Here is a 16,575-nt window from a genome sequence, read left to right on the forward strand (position 1 = left end):
ATCCATGTCCAGGTTCGTCGACCGCGTGACGGTGCATGTCACGGCAGGTAACGGTGGCCACGGCTGCGCCTCGATCCACCGGGAGAAGTTCAAGCCGCTCGGCGGCCCCGACGGCGGCAACGGAGGCCGCGGCGGCTCGGTGATCCTCGAGGTCGACCCGCAGGTGCACACGCTGCTCGACTTCCACTTCCGCCCGCACCTCAAGGCCACCAACGGCAAGCCCGGCGAGGGCGGGAACCGCGAGGGCCGCTCCGGGCAGGACCTCATCCTGAAGGTGCCGGACGGCACCGTCGTCCTGGACACCGACGGCCGGATGGTCGCCGATCTCGTGGGCGCGGGCACCCGGTTCGACGCCGCGCAGGGCGGCCGCGGTGGCCGCGGCAACGCGGCGCTGGTGTCGAAGGCGCGCAAGGCGCCCGGCTTCGCGCTGCTCGGCGAGGAGGGCCAGACGCGCGATCTGGTGCTCGAGCTCAAGTCGGTCGCCGATGTGGGACTGGTCGGCTTCCCGTCCGCGGGCAAGTCCTCGCTGGTCTCGGTGCTGTCGGCCGCGAAGCCCAAGATCGCCGATTACCCGTTCACCACGCTCGCGCCGAACCTCGGCGTCGTCTCCGCTGGGGAGACCACCTTCACCATCGCCGACGTCCCGGGCCTCATCCCCGGCGCGTCGACGGGCCGCGGCCTGGGCCTGGACTTCCTGCGCCACCTCGAGCGGTGCGCCGTGCTCGCGCACGTCGTGGACTGCGCGACCCTCGAGCCCGGCCGTGACCCGGTGAGCGATGTCGACGCGCTGGAGGCCGAGCTGGCCGCGTACCAGCCGGCGCTCGCCGCCGACACGGGCCTGGGCGACCTGTCCGAGCGCCCGCGCATCGTCGTGCTGAACAAGGCCGACGTGCCGGACGCCGAGGAGCTCGCCGAGATGGTGCGCCCCGAGTTCGAGAAGCGCGGCTGGCCGGTCTTCGTGATCTCCGCGGTGGCGCACACGGGCCTGCGCGAGCTGACCTTCGCGCTCGCCGAGCTCGTGCAGCGCTACCGCGAGGAGCGGGGGACCCCGGTCGCCCGTCGCCCCGTCATCCGGCCCATCGCCATCGACGAGTCCGGGTTCGAGGTCATCTCCGATCCCGCGCAGCCGGGCGGCTTCATCGTGCGCGGACCGCGGCCCGAGCGGTGGATCAAGCAGACGCCCTTCGACAACGACGAGGCCGTCGGCTTCCTCGCCGACCGGCTCAACCGGCTCGGCGTCGAGAAGGAGCTGGTCAAGCTCGGTGCGGAGCCGGGAGCCCCGGTCACCATCGGCGACGTCTGCTTCAACTGGGAGCCCTCGCTCGGCACCATCGACGACGTGCCGGTCACGGGCCGCGGCACCGACATCCGGCTCGAGCAGAACGACCGCGTGGGCGCCGCCGAGCGTCGCCACCAGCACGACGTGCGGCGCGGCCTGGCGAGCGACGACGAGGACGACCTGTGACCGAGGCGCCCGCGACGCCTCACGGCGAGCTGCTCGACGGGGACATGCGCGCCCTCGTCGCGGGCGCCCGCAAGCTGGTGGTCAAGATCGGCAGCTCCGCGCTGACCGATCTCGAGCACGGCCTCGCGTCGGACCGTCTGGACGCGCTGACCGACGCGATCGTCGCGCGCCTGGACCGGGGCACCGAGGTCGTCGTGGTGTCCTCCGGCGCGATCGGCGCGGGCATGGCGCCGCTGGGGTTGAAGCGACGGCCCACCGACCTCGCGACCAAGCAGGCCGTCGCCTCGGTGGGGCAGCTGCAGCTGGCCAACGCCTGGGGCGCCTCCTTCCGGCGCTACGAGCGGATCGTCTCGTTGGTGCTGCTCACCGCGCACGACATCGGGCTCCGCGTGCACGCGGCCAACGCGCAGCGCACGCTGGACCGGCTGCGCACGCTCGGTGCCGTCCCGATCATCAACGAGAACGACGTGGTGGCCTCCAACGAGGTGCGCTTCGGTGACAACGACCGGCTGGCCGCCCTCGTCGCACACCTGACCGGCGCCGATGCGCTGGTCCTGCTGTCCGACGTCGACGGGCTCTACGACGGGGACCCGCGCAAGGGCGAGGCCTCGCTCATCGCGGCCGTCGACGGCCCGGAGGACCTCGACGGGGTCGTGGCCGGTTCCGGCGGCGCACTCGGCACGGGCGGGATGGCGTCGAAGCTGTCCGCCGCTCGGCTCGCCGCCGACGCGGGAGTGCCCGTGCTGCTGACCGCAGCGGCGGTCGCGGACCGGGCGCTCGACGGTGCGGATGTGGGCACGGTCTTCCGTCCCCGGGCCGTGCGCCTGTCGGCGCGGCGGTTCTGGGTGCGGCACGCCGCCGACGTCCACGGGGACCTCGTGCTGGACGACGGTGCCGTCGCCGCGGTCGTGGACCGCCGGCGATCGCTGCTGCCCGCGGGCGTGCACGGTGTGAGCGGCACGTTCTCCGGGGGAGACGTGGTCAACCTGTGCGACGCGGCGGGCACCGTCCGGGCCCGCGGCGTCGTGGCCTACGACCACTCGGAGATCGAGGCGATGCTCGGTCAGGGCACCGCGGAGTTGCCCGAGGGGTTGCGGCGTCCCGTCGTCCATGCGGACGACCTCGTGCCGGTGCGCTGAGAGCGCTCCTCGCTACGCCGCGCCCTCGAGGTCCCGGCGCAGTGCCGCCTCGGAGGCTTTGACCGCCTGGACGGCGAAGGGCTCGATGATCATGCCGAGGGCCTTGCCCGCGAAGCCGCCCGGCAGGTCGTAGGTGAACTCGACGGCGAGCTCGGTGCGCCCCTCGTCGACGGCGCGGAACCGCCACCGCGACGTGGTGCGGAATCCGGAGATCGACTTCAGCGTGATCAGGCTGTCCTCGTCGAACTCAGTGACCTCGACGACGGAGCCGATCTCCTTGGGGCCGATCTTCACCGCGGAGTCGTACACGGCGCCGAGGCCGTAGTCCTTCGCGCCCTGCGGCACGAACCGGCTGATCCCGAAGAACCACTGCGGCACGGTCCGGTAGTCCGCGACGTGCGCGAAGGCGGTGCTCACCGGCACGGTCGCGGTCGCGGTGTGGTTGATGGTGGTCATGGAACCTCCGGCGTCGGCGGTGCGGGCGACGATCATCTGGGACCCGGTGTCCCGGGTGATCACGGCAGACCCTACAGGCCGGACCTGGGCGTTCATACAGACAGGTAGGAAATGTCCATCATCGTGGTACATTTTTGGTAGAGCTGTGTCATCGAGAACCCGGAGGTCGTCATGGCGCTGCACATCACGCACATGGGGCGCACCCGCGGCCGCCCGTTCGCGGGCCAGGCGGAGTACGAGCAGACTCTGCAGGACCTGTCCGAGGCCTCGGTACTGCGCAACTTCGATCCGTACGTCGACATCGATTGGGACTCGCCAGAGCTGGCCGTGGTACCCGACGATCCGCGGTGGATCCTCGACTCCCGCTTCGATCCGATCGGTCGGACCGCGTGGTACCAGTCGCAGCCGCGCGCCAAGCAGATCGAGATGGGCATGTGGCGCCAGGCCAACGTGGCCAAAGTGGGGCTGCAGTTCGAGTCGGTGCTGATCCGCGGCATCATGCAGTACACCGCCCTGCAGCCGAACAATTCGCCGGAGTTCCGCTACGCCACGCATGAGGCGAAGGAGGAGTGTCAGCACACGCTGATGTTCCAGGAGTTCGTCAATCGGATCGGCATGGACGTGCCCGGCGGTCCGCTGTGGTTCCGGCGGCTCTCGCCGATCATCCCGTTGGCGGCCACCACCTTCCCGATGATCTTCTACATGGGCGTGCTCGGCGGCGAGGAGCCGATCGACCATGTGCAGAAGCAGTTCCTGCGCTCCGGCATCGAGCAGCACCCCACCATGACCGCCGTCATGCAGCTCCACGTGGCGGAGGAGGCGCGGCACATCTCGTTCGCGCACCAACTGCTCGAGCACCGCATCCCCACCCGCGGCGCATTCCCGCGGTTCCTGCTCTCGCTGGCGCTGCCGCTCGTGATGCGTTCACTGCTCACGGCGATCGCGGTGCCGCCGCGCGAGTTCCGCAAGCGCTTCGACATTCCGCGCGAGGTCTGGAAGCAGATGTACTGGCGCTCGCCCGAGTCGCAGGTCATGAAGCGCGAGGTCTTCGGCGACGTCCGCCTGCTCGCGGAGAAGACGAAGCTGATGAACCCGGTTTCGCGCCTCCTGTGGCGGGCGCTCGGCATCGACGGTCGCGTCTCCCGCTTCCGGAGCGAGCCCGCCTACGCCGCCGGCTGATCCTCCGCGGAGCCGCACGATCCGATCCGCCTGGGGCGGAGCTGCTGTGAGCGGTTCCGCCTCAGGCGGATTCGTCTTCCCCGGCGACGCGACCCGCGTCACGATGGGGGCATGACAGACACACCCACCACCCCCAGGTTCAGCGAGCGGGTGCGCCGTGAGCTCTACGACCATCGGGTCGTCGTGCTCGACGGTCCGCTCGACGACGACAACGGTTCCCTTCTCGCCACGCAGATCCTCTCGCTCGCGGCGGCGAGTCCCGGCGACATCGCGCTGTGGATCCACTCGCCCGGCGGCTCCGTGCCGTCCATGCTCGCGATCCGCGATGTCATGCGGCTCGTGCCGTGCGATGTCTCCACACTCGTGCTCGGGATCGCCTACAGCGCAGGACAGTTCCTGCTGTCCGCGGGCACGCCGGGCAAGCGGCGCGCACTGCCGCACTCCCGGGTGCTCATGCACCAGGGCTCCGCGGGCATCGGCGGCACCGCCGTCGACATCGAGCTGCAGGCCGGCGACCTGCGGCACACCCGCGACACGGTGCTCGGCCTGATCGCGGAGGACACCGGGCGGCCGCTGGAGCAGATCTTCGAGGATTCGCTGCACGACCGCTGGTACACGGCGCAGGAGGCCCGCGACTACGGCTTCGTCGACGAGATCGTCGACTCCTTCGACACCATCGTCCCGGGCCGTCGCCGCACCGGTTTCGACCTCGCGGGGGCGGTTCGATGAGCACCTACACGATCCCCAATGTGATCGACCGGCGCCCCACCGGCGAGCGCATCACCGATGTCTACTCGCACCTGCTCTCGGAGCGGGTCGTCTACCTCGGCACCGGGATCGACGCCGGGGTCGCGAACGCGATCGTCGCGCAGCTGCTGTTCCTCGCCTCCGACGGCGAGGGCGAGATCCAGCTGTACATCAACTGCGAGGGCGGCGATCCCAGTGCGGCCCTGGCGATCTACGACACCATGCGGTACATCCGGCCGCCAGTGGCGACCACCTGCGTCGGGCAGGCCGTCGCGGTGGGGGCGGTGCTGCTCGCGGGCGGCGCACCGGGCCGGCGGATGGGTCTCCCGCACTCACGGGTCGTGCTGCATCAGCCGTCGGCGCAGGGACGCGGCACGATTCCGGACCTGATCCTGCAGGCCGACGAGGTGATCCGCGTGCGCGCCCAGATGGAGCGGGTCCTGGCGCGGCACACCGGCCAGACCCCCGAGCAGCTCCGCGCCGATACGGACCACGACCGTGTCTTCACCGCCGCGGCGGCCGTCGACTACGGGCTGATCGACGAGGTGATCGAGGAGGCCTGAAGCAGGCCCGGCCGGGGCGGTCAGGCCGCCAGGGCGAGCAGCCGCGGGCCGGGGGAGACCCGACGGGGCGCCGCGACCGGTCCGGTGGCGACGACGCCGAGCCGCACCACCGGGCGTGCGGCCTGCATTCGCAGACCCACCGCGACGGCGATCGCACCCACGTCGGTGTCGAGCGCATCGGCGATGGCCGAGAGCATCTCGCTGGACGGATCCTTGAGCCCGCGCTCGATCTCGGAGAGGTATTGCGGAGAGATCCCGGCGCGCTCGGCGGTGTCGGCCAGCCGCTCGCCGCGCTCGTGCCGCTGCCGGCGCAGGTGGGCGCCGAGCTCGTGCCGGAACAGTGCCTCGTTGCGGGTCTCCATGGACTCACGCTACGACGGGCCGGGCCGCGGCACCGTCGGATCCGCTCTGAGCAGCGTGCGAGTGGGTACCCTCGATGATCATGGTGGACTTCGACCGCAGGGCGTTCCTCGTCGCGGGCACGGGTGCCGTGTTCGCGACCCTCACAGCGGTGTCCGCAGGGAGGGCCGCGGCGGCGCCGGACGCGGGGCGGCGAGTGGTGTACTCCTACAGCGGCCTCACGCCGCCCGGGGAGCTGCTGACCAAGGTCTCGCAGGGGCGCGTGGGCGGCGTCATCTTCTTCTCGGAGAACATCTCGTCCGCGGCGCAGCTCGCGGAGGTGACGGCCGAGTTCCGCCGGGCGGCGAAGGGCTCGCTCACGCTGCTCACCGATCAGGAGGGCGGCCAGGTCAACCGGGTGCCCGGCGGCCCGTCGGCGTCCGCGAAGCAGGTGGGCACCTCGGCCGACCCGGCGTCAGCTGCGAGGGCGCAGGGTGCAGCGGCGGCCGCGGTACTCGGCGGGGCCGGGATCTCCGGCGACCTCGCGCCCGTGCTGGGCGTTCACAGGTCCGCGGGCGACTTCCTGGACGCCACGCAGCGCAGCTTCTCGTCCGACCCGCAGGTCGTCGCGGACTGCGCCGCGGCCTTCATCCGGGCAGCGCAGGGCGCGGGGATCTCGGCGTGCGCCAAGCACTTCCCGGGCCTGGGAGCTGCTCCGGCGGGGGCGAACACGGACCTGACCACGGTCACCGTCGACCTGCCGGCCGCGACCCTGCAGTCGGTCGACATGGCGCCGTACACCGCCGCGATCGCGGCGGGGGTGCGGATGGTGATGCCGTCGTGGGCCGTCTATCCCGCTCTGGATGCGGCGAACCCGGCCGGCATGTCCCGCACGATCCTGCAGACCCACCTGCGCGGCCGTCTCGGTTTCTCGGGCACGATCATCACCGACGCGCTGGAGGCGGGAGCCCTCGCCGCGTACGGCTCCACGGGGCAGCGGGCGGTCGCGGCGGTCCGGGCCGGCGCCGACCTGCTGTGCTGCTCCGCGCGGGACGTGGCCCAGGGCGACGAGGCCGCGCAGGCGCTCGCGCGCGCCGGCCTCTGACCGCACGCCCGCGCTGCGCGCGATGCACGGTCCGCGGTCACTGTGCAGCGATCGCGGCCTCCAGCCCGGCGCGGGCTTCGGCGCCCGCGGGACCGGGCAGCATGTCCAGCGCCTTGCCCAGGGGCATCGAGCCCGCGAGTTCCAGGAGCTGGTCGACGGACATGCCCCCGACGGATCCGGTGAGCGCGGCCCGGAAGCCCTCCCCGGCCACGGGGTGCGCCGCCCACTCGGCGATCGTCGAGTCCATGTCCAGGCGTTCGACGATCACGTCGCCGTCGAGCTCGATCTGGGCGGCACCGTCGATGTCCTCGCTGCTGCGGCCCACCTCGATGCGGTAGGCGCCGCCGGCGACGACCCAGTCGTTCCGCCGTGCGTCCCAGTACGCGAACGCGCGGCGAGGCAGGTCGAGCTCGACCGTCGTCGATTCACCGGGCCCGAGCGCGACCTTGCGGAAAGCGGCCAGGGACCGTCGGGGCCGGAAGACCGGACCGGCCTCCCCGCCGACGTAGAGCTGCACCACGTGCTTTCCCGCGCGGTCGCCGGTGTTGCGCACCCGCACCCGAGCGGTCGCGGTGTCGGGGCCGGTGACCGCCACTGCGAGGTCGTCGACGACGACGTCCGTGTAGCTCAGGCCGTGCCCGAACGGGTAGCGCGGCGTGATCCCACGGGTGGTGTACCAGCGGTAGCCCACGAGCAGGCCCTCGCCGTACCGGACGGTGCCGAGCTCGCCGGGGAAGTTCCCGAACGCCGGGGTCTGCTCGATGGTCCGGGGGATGGTCTCGGCCAGGCGGCCCGACGGTTCCGCCAGTCCGAACAGCAGGTCGGCGATCGCTGCGCCGCCGCCCTGGCCGAGCAGGAAGGCCTCGAGGATGGCGTCGACCTCGTCGTGCCACGATTCGAGCTCGACCACGCCGCCGCCCACGAGGACCACGACGGAGCGGGACGCCGCGGCCGCGACCGCGCGGATCAGGTCCACCTGGCGCGACGCGATCCGCAGGTCCGGGCGGTCGAAGCCCTCGGACTCCTCCGCCTCGGTGAGCCCGGCGAAGATCACCGCCGTGCCGGCTCGGGCGGCCGCACCGATGGCCTCCGCATGGAGCGCGTGGTCGTCGCCGTGCCCGGCGTCGTCACCGTCGAGCGTGTAGCCGGCCGCGAACTCGGTCGGGATGCCGAGTTCTCCTGCGCGCGCGACGATCTCGTCGAGCGGGACGTCGACGCGGGTGGCGTTGATGTGACTCGATCCGCCGCCCTGGTATCGCGGGGTCCGGGCGAGCTCGCCGATCACCGCGACGGACCCGGAGCCCGCGCCGAGGGGGAGCGCGGCGTGCTCGTTGCGCAGCAGCACGGCGCACTCCGCCGCGACCTCCCGGGCCAGTCGGTGGTGCGCCTCGAGGTCGGGCGCGGGCTCGTCGTCCGACGGTGCCCACCGCGCCAGGTCGATCACGCGCTGCGCGGCCCGGGTCACGGTCCCCTCGTCGAGGTCGCCCGCGGCGACGGCGGCGAGCACGCGCTCGGTACTGGTGGGGCCGTGCGGCATTTCCAGGTCCAGGCCCGCACGGACCGCGGCGACGGGGTCGTGCACCGCGCCCCAGTCGCTGACGACGAGCCCCTCGTACGCCCACTCCTCGCGCAGCAGTGAGGTCAGCAGCCAGTGGTTCTGCGAGGCGTAGACGCCGCCGATCCGGTTGTACGAGCACATCACGGTGGCGGGAGCGGCCTCGCGGACGATCCGCTCGAAGGCGGGGAGGTAGATCTCGCGGACGGTGCGCGGGTCCGCGTCGACGCTGACCCGCATCCGTTCCGTTTCCTGGTTGTTGAGCGCGAAGTGCTTGACGGAGGCGCCGGCCCCGCGGCTCTGCTGCCCCTGCACGAGCGCCGCCCCGAGCGCACCGGCGAGCAGCGGGTCCTCGGAGTAGTACTCGAAGTTCCTGCCGCACAGCGGGTGCCGCTTGATGTTCACGCCGGGGCCCAGGATCACCGAGACGCCCAGGGCGCGCCCCTCGACGGCGACCGCCTCGCCGATGCGCCGCGCCACCTCGGGGTTCCAGCTCGAGCCGACGGCCACGGCGGGTGGGAAGCAGGTGGCGGGGGCGGACGCGTTGAGGCCCAGGTGGTCCGACGCCCCGAGTTGGCGCCGCACGCCGTGCGGGCCGTCGGTGAGCACGATCGACGGCACCCCGGGGGCCGCGGCGGTGGTCCAGAAGTCCGCGCCCGTGAGCAGGCGGGCTCGGTCCTCGAGCGGGAGATCGGCGGCGTCGGTGCTCACGGGGTCCTCTCGGTCGGCGATCAGGGCAGGGCGAGACGCTGCAGGGCGGTGGCGACGTCCACGTCGACGGTGACGTCGGCGAGCTCGTCGCCGCGGGTGCGGCCGCGGTTCACGATGACGATCGGCTTGCCCTGCTTGTGCGCATGCCGCACGAACCGCAGCCCGGACATCACGGTCAGTGAGGTGCCGAGCACGAGGAGGGCCTCGGCATCGTCGACCATGGCGAACGCGCGGGCGACGCGCGGCTTGGGCACGGACTCGCCGAAGTAGACGATGTCGGGCTTGAGGACGCCGCCGCAGGCGCCGCAGTCGACCATCGTGAAGTCGCCGGTGTCCTCGATGACGACATCGGCGTCGGGGGCGACCTCGAGGGCGCCGCGCCCGGCGATCCGCGCGACGAAGCCGGCGTTGAGGGGTTCGAGCTGTGCGTGCAGACGGTGCCGGCTGATCCGGTTCTCGCAGCTCAGGCACCGCACCTGCGCGTAGTTCCCGTGCAGGTCGACGACGCCGCGCGAGCCGGCTTTGAGGTGCAGGAGGTCGACGTTCTGGGTGATCACGCCCGTCACACCGGGCAGCGCTGCGAGGCCGCGGTGCGCCGCGTTGGGCAGCGCCGCGTCCATGTGCCGCCAGCCGAGGTGGTTGCGCGCCCAGTACCGTTTCCGGAACTCGGCGGAGCCGAGGAACTGTTGGAGCGTCATCGGGGTGCGACGGGGCGCGTCCGGGCTCCGGTAGTCGGGGATGCCGGACGCGGTGGAGATCCCGGCGCCGGTGAGCGCGACGGTGCGGCGCCCCTTCAGCAGCTCCCGCGCCCGGTCGAGCCGGTCGGCCCAGTCCGCGTCGGGTGCGGTGGCCTCCGCGGGCTCCCAGGCGGGTATCGCAGTGCGCACGTCGTCCAGGCTACTCGCGGTCGCGAGGCGGACGGGGCGGTCTCACCGCGGCTGGTCGTCGGCCCAGGAGTGGCTCGGCCGCTGGCCGTGATCGACGACCCACCGGTACTCGCTGCACAGGATCCGGGTGCCGTCCGCGGTCACGGCCCGCTTGCCTACCTCGGCACCGATGCACGAGTCGCCGAGCCCGGGGCCCGCTGCCTGCGCGGTCGCGGCGCCGACGGTCGCGGCACCGCCGGCCAGGGCGAGGCCGAGCAGGGCGGTGGCGGTCAGTCGGCGCGGTGCGAACGACATTCGGGTCTCCTCCGTGGGGGCGCACGACGATCCGGTGCGCGTTCGAGCACAGTCTTCCCGGCGCGGGTTGGCGGCGGGTTGGCCCGCGCTTGCGCGGCGCGGATGCGTCAGGTGTGGGCTTCGCCCTTGTGCTGCCCGTGGTGCGTGCTGGCGAACGGATCGACCTCGGGCGCCTTGTTGCGGCGCAGCCACAGTGCCAGCGCTGTCAGCGGGATCAGGAGGCCGCCGATGCCGAGGATCATGAAGTGCCAGAAGCCGTCGATGTGCGAGGTCAGCCACTCGAAGTTCTGCCCGAAGAAGCCCGTGATGAAGGTCAGGGGCAGGAAGATCGTGGCCAGCACCGTGAGCTGCTCCATGGTGCTGTTCTGGCGGGCCGCCGAGTTCGCCTGCTGGACCGAGACGACGGCGATGTTGGCCTGGAGGATCGTGCCGAGGAGGTCGCGTTGGGCGGAGACCTCCTCGTTGATCAGTTGGAGCCGGTCGTAGACATCGCGCAGGTAGGGGGAGAGGCGCTCCTCGTCGAGGCTCTTCCCGACGGCGTTGACGACCGCGAGCAGGGGGTGCGCGGCGCGGTAGAAGTTGGTCACCTCACGGCGGAGGAGGTAGATCCGTTCCGTGGGGGCGACCGCACCGGAGAACACCGTCGCCTCGATCTGCTCGATGTCGTGCTCGAGGCCCGCGACGACGGGCTCGTAGCCGTCGACCACCTGGTCGAGGATGGCCCACAGCACCGCGTCGGTCCCCAGGGCGAGGAGCTCCGGTTTCTGCTCGAGCCGGGCCCGGGCCCGATGCAGCTCGCTCGCCACGCCCTGCCGCACGGTGATGACGAAGTCACTGCCGACGAAGACGCTGATCTCGCCGAAGTCGACCTCCTCGCGGTCGTCGTCGTAGCGTGCGGTCCGGAGGATGACGAGCTTCACCGAGGCGTCGAAGTCCTCGACCTTCGGTCGCAGGTGGTAGTCCTGGGCATCCTCGACGGCGAGCTCGTGCAGGTCGAAGGCCTGCCGGACGGACTCCATCTCCTCGGGCGTCGGTTCGAACAGCCCGAGCCAGACGAAGCCGCCGCCGCCGCACAACCGGGCGGCGTCGAGGGGAGGGAGGGCCGCCTCCGCCTGCCGGGCACCGTCGACGTAGTGAGCACAATCCACGATCACGGTTGGATTCAACCGCATCCGCGGCCCGCGTGCGGGGGTTCGCGCCGTGCGTTCGCCGATCGGACATGCTCGGTCCACATGAATTCGTACACCGAAGTATATTTCGACGGGTGACGACCGAGACCACGCAGGAGCCGTCGATCGCGGCACGGCTCGACAGGCTGCCGATGACGCGGCTGCATTTCGCCGCAGTGGGGGTGATCGGGCTCGGGCTGTTCTTCGATCAGTACGAGAACTTCCTGCCGCGACCATCGCGACGGTGCTGAAGAAGGACTTCGCGCTCGGCGCCGACGAGCTCAAGCTGCTGCTGGCCTCCGCGTTCATCGGCCAGTTCATCGGCGCGCTGTTCATGGGCCGCCTGGCCGACCGGTACGGCCGGCGCACCGCGTTCATGCTCAACCTGGCGCTGTACTCGGCGGCCTCGCTCGCGGGCGCGTTCAGCCCGAACGCGGCCTTCCTGGTGGTGACCAGGTTCATCGCGGGCATCGGCATCGGCGGCGAGTTCGCGCTCGCCGACTCCTACCTGTCGGACGTCCTGCCGAAGAACGTGCGCGGCAAGTACATCTCCCTGGCCTACGTCGTGTCCTTCCTCGGCGTGCCGGTGGTGGGCTTCGCCGCGCGCTGGCTCACGCCGCAGGTCTTCGAGATCGGGGGAGTCGAGGTTCAGGGGTGGCGGCTGCTGTTCGTGTTCGGTGCGTTCGGTTCGCTGCTGGTCTGGCTGGTCCGACGGGGCCTCCCCGAATCGCCCCGATGGCTCGAGGCGCAGGGGCGTTCCGACGAGGCCGACGCCATCGTCCGCCGGTTGGAGGCGCAGGCCGTGAAGGAGGGCGCGGTGCTGGCGGAGCCCGACGCGGCGCTGCGCCCGGTACGGTCGCGGTCGATCACGATCCGCGCGCTGTTCCGCCCGCCGTACCGGCGGCGCACCGTCATGATGTGGATCGTCTCCGCCCTGGAGGTGTTCGGCTACTACGGCTTCGGCACCATCGCGCCGCTCGTGCTGCTGGCCAAGGGCTACTCGATCCAGACCTCGCTGCTGTTCGTGGCGCTGTCGTACATCGGCTACCCGCTCGGTGCCGCGCTCGCACTGCCGATCGTGGAGCGGATCGAACGCCGCTACCTCGTCATCGGTTCGGCGGGGCTGATGGCCGTCTTCGGCCTGTGGTTCGGTTTCGCGGGCAGCCCCGCGCAGATCGTGGCGGCCGGCTTCTGTTACACCCTGGCCTCGAACCTGTTCTCCAACGCCTATCACGTCTACCTCGCCGACTCGTACCCCACGGCGATCCGCGGCACCGCGGCCGGCGCCGCCTACTCGCTCTCGAAGCTGGTGACCGCATTCCTTCCGTTCGTTCTGCTTCCGATCCTCGACGATCGTGGCAGCGTGTGGGTGTTCGCGGTGGTCGCGGCGGCGATGCTGCTGCTGATGATCACGGTGGCCGTCCTCGGCCACCGGAGCACCGGACGCTCCGCCGACGAGGTGTAGGCCGCATCCGGCCGGGAAGGCGATCATGAGGGAATCGAGTGCGACGGTGCCGGTCTCGTCCCGGGCGGACACCCGCCGGGCGATCTGGAACACGCTGCGCGGATCGAGCGGCAACCTCGTTGAATGGTATGACGTCTACGTCTACACCGTCTTCGCCACGTACTTCGAGAGCCAGTTCTTCGACAAGGCCGACAAGAACTCGACCGTCTACGTCTACGCGATCTTCGCCGTCACCTTCCTCATGCGACCGGTCGGCTCGTGGTTCTTCGGCCGTTACGCCGACCGGAAGGGGCGGCGCGCGGCGCTGACGATGAGCGTCTCGCTCATGGCCGGCTGTTCGTTCGTGATCGCGGTAGTACCGGGCCGCGAGACCATCGGTGTGGCTGCGGCGGTGGTGCTCATCCTGTGCCGGCTGGTGCAGGGATTCGCGACGGGCGGCGAGTACGGCACGTCCGCCACGTACATGTCCGAGGCGGCGACGCGGGAGCGGCGGGGCTTCTTCTCGTCCTTCCAGTACGTCACGCTCGTCGGCGGGCACGTGCTGGCGCAGTTCATGCTTCTGGTGCTCCTGGGGCTGTTCTCCAAGGCGCAGGTGTCCGACTTCGGTTGGCGCATCGCGTTCTTCGTCGGTGGTATCGCGGCGATCATCGTGTTCTGGCTGCGCCGGACGATGGACGAGTCGCTGTCCGAGGAGCAACTCGCCGCGATCCGCGACGGTGAGGACACCAGCTCGGGCACGATGCGCGAGCTGCTCACCGGGTACTGGCGGCAACTCGTGCTGTGCTTCCTCATCACGATGGGCGGGACGCTCGCGTTCTACGTCTACAGCGTGAACGCGCCCGCCATCGTCAAGACGGCCTACACCGACCACGCGCTGACGGCGACGTGGGTGAACCTCATCGGCCTGATCTTCCTCATGCTCATCCAGCCGATCGGCGGCATGATCAGCGACAAGATCGGTCGTAAGCCCATGCTGGTCTTCTTCGGCGTGGGCGGCGTGATCTACACCTACTTCCTCATCACGTACCTGCCGAACCTCCATGTCGCGGTCGCCTCGCTCGCGATGGTGTGCGGGGGCTACGTGATCATCACCGGCTACACCTCGATCAACGCACTCGTGAAGGCCGAGCTCTTCCCGTCGCACATCCGCGCCCTCGGCGTGGGAATCGGCTACGCCCTGGCCAACTCGATCTTCGGAGGCACCGCGCCGCTGATCTACGAGGCCGCGAAGAAGTCCGGCCACGTGCCCTGGTTCATCGCCTACGTGACCGTGACCATCGCGATCTCGCTGGTCGTGTACGTCTTCTTCCTGCGCAACAAGTCCGAGACCTACCTCGACCGGGAGCGCGGCAGCGCCTTCGCGGTCGACGGTGCGCGGTAGTCGCCGGCAAGCGCACGCCAAGGCCGGGCGAACATGCTGGGCACATGACATCGCGGTGGGGAGGACGGCCACGCACGGGCGTCGTGCGGTGTCTCGCCGTGGGCATGCTCGTGCTGGCGGCCGGTTGCGCCCCGGACGGCGGCGGGCACGCGCCGAGCTCGTCCGCGGGGCCGGGCCCGCCGACGGCTGTCGGGCCCGCGCTCGACGAGTACACGGTGCCGGCGATCGGTGACGGCGCCCCGGCGGTGGACGTCGCCTTCCGGGCGGTCGACGGTGCGGGGACCGTCTCGCTTCGCGTGCGCGGAGCCCCGGAGAGCGTCTCGGTCGGGTCGCGGCTTCCGATCGACGGCGCACGTCCCGCACGTGCGGTCTACCGATCCCTGCTCGGCGACGCCGACCACGACCTCCTGGTGCCGGTCGGCTGGGGCGGTTCGTCGGGCGCGATCGAGTACCGGGTGTACCGGGCCGGCGGCGGCCGCCTCATCGACCGCGGGCAGATCTCGACCCGCGAGTTCCGGGTGGTCGACGGGTATCTGCGGACGTCGGGTGCCGGTGGTGCTGGCGCGATGCACTACGTGTTCTACGTCGTACCCGCGGGAGCAGCGCCACTGCGGGCGTTGGCGGGCACCGTCGTCGGACGCGACGGAACGGGCCGCACGACCTGTGCGCTCGAGGCGGACCGAACCGACCTGGCCGCACTGAGGACGAGCCGCGAGGCTGCGCTCGCCTACTTCTGCGGGTCAGGGCGTAGCGGGTGATTCCTGCAAGCGCTTACGGGCCCGTCTCTCGCAGCACGCGATCGCGCAGCGCGCCGAACTGCTCGCGGGAGATCAGGCCGCGGTCGAGCAGTGAGGCGAGCGCGGTGAGCCGGTCGACGGGATGTGGCGGCGCCGCGAATGCGCCGATCGTGCTGGGGGACAGGGGCGACGGCGTACCGTCGGGCAGCGTGCCCGGCGGTGGCGCCTCCGGTGACCCCGTGCAGTAGAGGAACGCCGCGCGGGCGCTCTCGTCGCGCGTGGGCACGATCTCCCACTCGATGCGGACGGGCTCGTGGGTCTGCGGGTCGAGCCAGGCGGGCACGGTCATGCCCACCTCGGGGTACCGGTCTGACTTCAGCATCGAGGCCCGGGCCTTCCGGTAGAACGGCCCGATCCCCGGCGCGGAGACCGCGACGTGCACACTGCGCCCCATGTAGCCGCGCGCGTCCTCGGCGTCGACGGGCACGCCGACCACGGTGACGGATCCCGGGATCAGGCCGGCGGTGTCACGCGGCCCGCTCGAGAACAGTCCCACGGCGGTCAGCGCCAGCGGGCGAGCAGTTCGTTCGATCGTTCGGTGAGCTGCATCTGCCAGATCGGTCCGAAGCTGATCCGGCCCGCGCCGGCGGCGGCGAGAGCAGCCAGATCGTCGGTCGCGGGGTTCGCGATCGCGTTCACGGGGAGAGGCAGGGCGTCCGCGAGGTGACGGAGCGTGGCCGCGTCGTGGAAGGCGACAGGGTAGAGCGAATCGGCGCCGGCGTCGGCGCACAACTGCATCCGCGCGATGGCGCGCTCGACCCGATCCTCCGCCTCACCCACCTGGTTCTTGAAGATGTCGGTGCGGGCGTTGATGACGACGTGCACGCCCGCGGCGTCGGACGCGGCGCGGAGCGCGGCGACCAGGTCCGCGTGTTCCTGGGCCTCACGGAAGCGGCCGCCCTCGCCGTGCACCGTGTCCTCGATGTTCAGGCCCACCGCACCCGCACCCAGCAGGCCCTCGATGATCCGCTCGGCGGACTGCCCGTAACCGGACTCGATGTCGACGGAGACGGGAACAGCGACCGCGGAGGTGATCTGGGCGACGCGGGTCATCGCCTCGTCGAAGGTCATACCCTCGCCGTCGGGCTTGCCGACCGAATCGGCCATCGGGTGCGATCCGACGGTGAGTGCGGCGAACCCCGCCGCGACGGCGGTGTTCGCGGACCAGGCGTCCCACGTGGTGGGCAGGACGACGGGATCGCCCTTGCGGTGCAGGGACGTGAGAGTGACGGCCAGATCGGCGAGCGAGGTCATGCCGCCAGTCTGGTGCATCCGCGGCGCGGGCGCCACGGTTCGGGTCGAGATCGCGGATAGGGTGATTCG

18 protein-coding genes are annotated in these 16,575 nt (G+C 71.3%); 10 read left to right on the plus strand and 8 right to left on the minus strand.

The genetic code is table 11. From position 1 onward, the window contains the following. Positions 1-4: 4 nt before the first annotated feature. Both obgE and proB read left to right on the plus strand, forming a co-directional pair. The gene (gene obgE / locus AXK60_RS10115) at positions 5-1,465 is read left to right on the plus strand and encodes a GTPase ObgE (RefSeq protein WP_068571020.1); all 1,461 of its coding nucleotides are present in this window, start codon (positions 5-7) and stop codon (positions 1,463-1,465) included. A 44-nt stretch (positions 1,466-1,509) separates the two neighbouring features. Beyond that, positions 1,510-2,604, plus strand: a complete 1,095-nt coding sequence (proB, locus tag AXK60_RS10120) for a glutamate 5-kinase (protein ID WP_068571075.1) — start codon at positions 1,510-1,512, stop codon at positions 2,602-2,604. 12 nt (positions 2,605-2,616) lie between these two features. On the opposite strand, the gene AXK60_RS10125 is transcribed toward proB, so the two are convergent. Then, positions 2,617-3,123 (minus strand): SRPBCC family protein, encoded by a 507-nt coding sequence (locus AXK60_RS10125; protein ID WP_414930012.1) that lies wholly within the window; start codon positions 3,121-3,123, stop codon positions 2,617-2,619. A gap of 108 nt (positions 3,124-3,231) precedes the next feature. Between AXK60_RS10125 and AXK60_RS10130 the strand changes: the two genes are divergently transcribed. From AXK60_RS10130 to AXK60_RS10140, 3 genes are all read left to right on the plus strand, one after another. Next, the gene (locus AXK60_RS10130) at positions 3,232-4,239 is read left to right on the plus strand and encodes an AurF N-oxygenase family protein (RefSeq protein ID WP_068571021.1); all 1,008 of its coding nucleotides are present in this window, start codon (positions 3,232-3,234) and stop codon (positions 4,237-4,239) included. Between the two features lie 111 nt (positions 4,240-4,350). Further along, entirely contained in the window at positions 4,351-4,968 is a 618-nt protein-coding gene (locus tag AXK60_RS10135; RefSeq protein WP_068571022.1) for a ClpP family protease, read from the plus strand. Then, positions 4,965-5,549 carry a ClpP family protease gene (locus AXK60_RS10140; protein ID WP_068571023.1) on the plus strand — a complete coding sequence of 195 codons (585 nt, stop codon included), beginning with the start codon at positions 4,965-4,967 and terminating at the stop codon, positions 5,547-5,549. Before AXK60_RS10135 ends, AXK60_RS10140 begins: the two co-directional genes overlap by 4 nt. A 20-nt stretch (positions 5,550-5,569) precedes the next feature. On the opposite strand, the gene AXK60_RS10145 is transcribed toward AXK60_RS10140, so the two are convergent. Beyond that, entirely contained in the window at positions 5,570-5,911 is a 342-nt protein-coding gene (locus tag AXK60_RS10145) for a helix-turn-helix domain-containing protein (RefSeq protein WP_068571024.1), read from the minus strand. Between the two features lie 80 nt (positions 5,912-5,991). On the opposite strand from AXK60_RS10145, the gene AXK60_RS10150 reads away from it, so the two are divergent. Beyond that, on the plus strand, positions 5,992-6,993 hold the full coding sequence (locus AXK60_RS10150; protein WP_068571077.1) for a glycoside hydrolase family 3 N-terminal domain-containing protein: 1,002 nt from the start codon (positions 5,992-5,994) through the stop codon (positions 6,991-6,993). Between the two features lie 37 nt (positions 6,994-7,030). On the opposite strand, the gene AXK60_RS10155 is transcribed toward AXK60_RS10150, so the two are convergent. The 4 genes from AXK60_RS10155 to AXK60_RS10170 form a co-directional block, all read right to left on the minus strand. Next, the gene (locus tag AXK60_RS10155) at positions 7,031-9,259 is read right to left on the minus strand and encodes a glycoside hydrolase family 3 C-terminal domain-containing protein (protein WP_068571025.1); all 2,229 of its coding nucleotides are present in this window, start codon (positions 9,257-9,259) and stop codon (positions 7,031-7,033) included. A gap of 20 nt (positions 9,260-9,279) precedes the next feature. Beyond that, positions 9,280-10,146: a Sir2 family NAD-dependent protein deacetylase gene (locus AXK60_RS10160; protein WP_068571026.1), complete on the minus strand. Its 867-nt coding sequence runs from the start codon at positions 10,144-10,146 to the stop codon at positions 9,280-9,282. Between the two features lie 42 nt (positions 10,147-10,188). Beyond that, entirely contained in the window at positions 10,189-10,440 is a 252-nt protein-coding gene (locus AXK60_RS10165; protein WP_068571027.1) for a hypothetical protein, read from the minus strand. A 107-nt stretch (positions 10,441-10,547) separates the two neighbouring features. Beyond that, the gene (locus AXK60_RS10170) at positions 10,548-11,588 is read right to left on the minus strand and encodes a magnesium and cobalt transport protein CorA (RefSeq protein WP_244881085.1); all 1,041 of its coding nucleotides are present in this window, start codon (positions 11,586-11,588) and stop codon (positions 10,548-10,550) included. 116 nt (positions 11,589-11,704) lie between these two features. Here AXK60_RS10170 and AXK60_RS27620 point away from each other — a divergent pair, with 116 nt between their 5' ends. The 4 genes from AXK60_RS27620 to AXK60_RS10185 are packed head-to-tail and all read left to right on the plus strand — an operon-like array spanning position 11,705 to position 15,213. Then, entirely contained in the window at positions 11,705-11,860 is a 156-nt protein-coding gene (locus AXK60_RS27620; RefSeq protein ID WP_244881086.1) for a hypothetical protein, read from the plus strand. Further along, complete coding sequence (locus AXK60_RS10175; RefSeq protein WP_244881087.1) at positions 11,854-13,074, plus strand: MFS transporter; 1,221 nt, start codon at positions 11,854-11,856, stop codon at positions 13,072-13,074. The genes AXK60_RS27620 and AXK60_RS10175 overlap by 7 nt, the downstream gene beginning before the upstream one ends. 25 nt (positions 13,075-13,099) lie before the next feature. Continuing rightward, positions 13,100-14,455, plus strand: coding sequence for an MFS transporter (locus AXK60_RS10180; RefSeq protein WP_068571029.1), 1,356 nt, complete (start codon positions 13,100-13,102; stop codon positions 14,453-14,455). A 44-nt stretch (positions 14,456-14,499) separates the two neighbouring features. Continuing rightward, positions 14,500-15,213, plus strand: coding sequence for a hypothetical protein (locus AXK60_RS10185; protein ID WP_139057866.1), 714 nt, complete (start codon positions 14,500-14,502; stop codon positions 15,211-15,213). A 13-nt stretch (positions 15,214-15,226) separates the two neighbouring features. Here the strand turns inward: AXK60_RS10185 and AXK60_RS10190 are convergent, their stop codons facing one another. Both AXK60_RS10190 and AXK60_RS10195 read right to left on the minus strand, forming a co-directional pair. After that, the gene (locus AXK60_RS10190) at positions 15,227-15,748 is read right to left on the minus strand and encodes a hypothetical protein (RefSeq protein ID WP_068571031.1); all 522 of its coding nucleotides are present in this window, start codon (positions 15,746-15,748) and stop codon (positions 15,227-15,229) included. Positions 15,749-15,753: 5 nt separating this feature from the next. Beyond that, positions 15,754-16,506, minus strand: coding sequence for an isocitrate lyase/PEP mutase family protein (locus tag AXK60_RS10195; protein ID WP_068571078.1), 753 nt, complete (start codon positions 16,504-16,506; stop codon positions 15,754-15,756). Positions 16,507-16,575: the final 69 nt, after the last annotated feature.

The sequence above is a fragment of the Tsukamurella pseudospumae genome (genome assembly GCF_001575195.1).
Taxonomy (GTDB): domain Bacteria; phylum Actinomycetota; class Actinomycetes; order Mycobacteriales; family Mycobacteriaceae; genus Tsukamurella; species Tsukamurella pseudospumae.

What these genes read in the sequence shown, in the direction of transcription:
- obgE (WP_068571020.1), top strand. Translation starts at nt 5, where the DNA reads ATGTCCAGGTTCGTCGACCGCGTGACGGTGCATGTCACGGCAGGTAAC.
- proB (WP_068571075.1), top strand. Translation starts at nt 1,510, where the DNA reads ATGCGCGCCCTCGTCGCGGGCGCCCGCAAGCTGGTGGTCAAGATCGGC.
- AXK60_RS10130 (WP_068571021.1), top strand. Translation starts at nt 3,232, where the DNA reads ATGGCGCTGCACATCACGCACATGGGGCGCACCCGCGGCCGCCCGTTC.
- AXK60_RS10135 (WP_068571022.1), top strand. Translation starts at nt 4,351, where the DNA reads ATGACAGACACACCCACCACCCCCAGGTTCAGCGAGCGGGTGCGCCGT.
- AXK60_RS10140 (WP_068571023.1), top strand. Translation starts at nt 4,965, where the DNA reads ATGAGCACCTACACGATCCCCAATGTGATCGACCGGCGCCCCACCGGC.
- AXK60_RS10145 (WP_068571024.1), bottom strand. Translation starts at nt 5,911, where the DNA reads ATGGAGACCCGCAACGAGGCACTGTTCCGGCACGAGCTCGGCGCCCAC.
- AXK60_RS10150 (WP_068571077.1), top strand. Translation starts at nt 5,992, where the DNA reads ATGGTGGACTTCGACCGCAGGGCGTTCCTCGTCGCGGGCACGGGTGCC.
- AXK60_RS10165 (WP_068571027.1), bottom strand. Translation starts at nt 10,440, where the DNA reads ATGTCGTTCGCACCGCGCCGACTGACCGCCACCGCCCTGCTCGGCCTC.
- AXK60_RS10180 (WP_068571029.1), top strand. Translation starts at nt 13,100, where the DNA reads ATGAGGGAATCGAGTGCGACGGTGCCGGTCTCGTCCCGGGCGGACACC.
- AXK60_RS10185 (WP_139057866.1), top strand. Translation starts at nt 14,500, where the DNA reads ATGACATCGCGGTGGGGAGGACGGCCACGCACGGGCGTCGTGCGGTGT.
- AXK60_RS10195 (WP_068571078.1), bottom strand. Translation starts at nt 16,506, where the DNA reads ATGACCTCGCTCGCCGATCTGGCCGTCACTCTCACGTCCCTGCACCGC.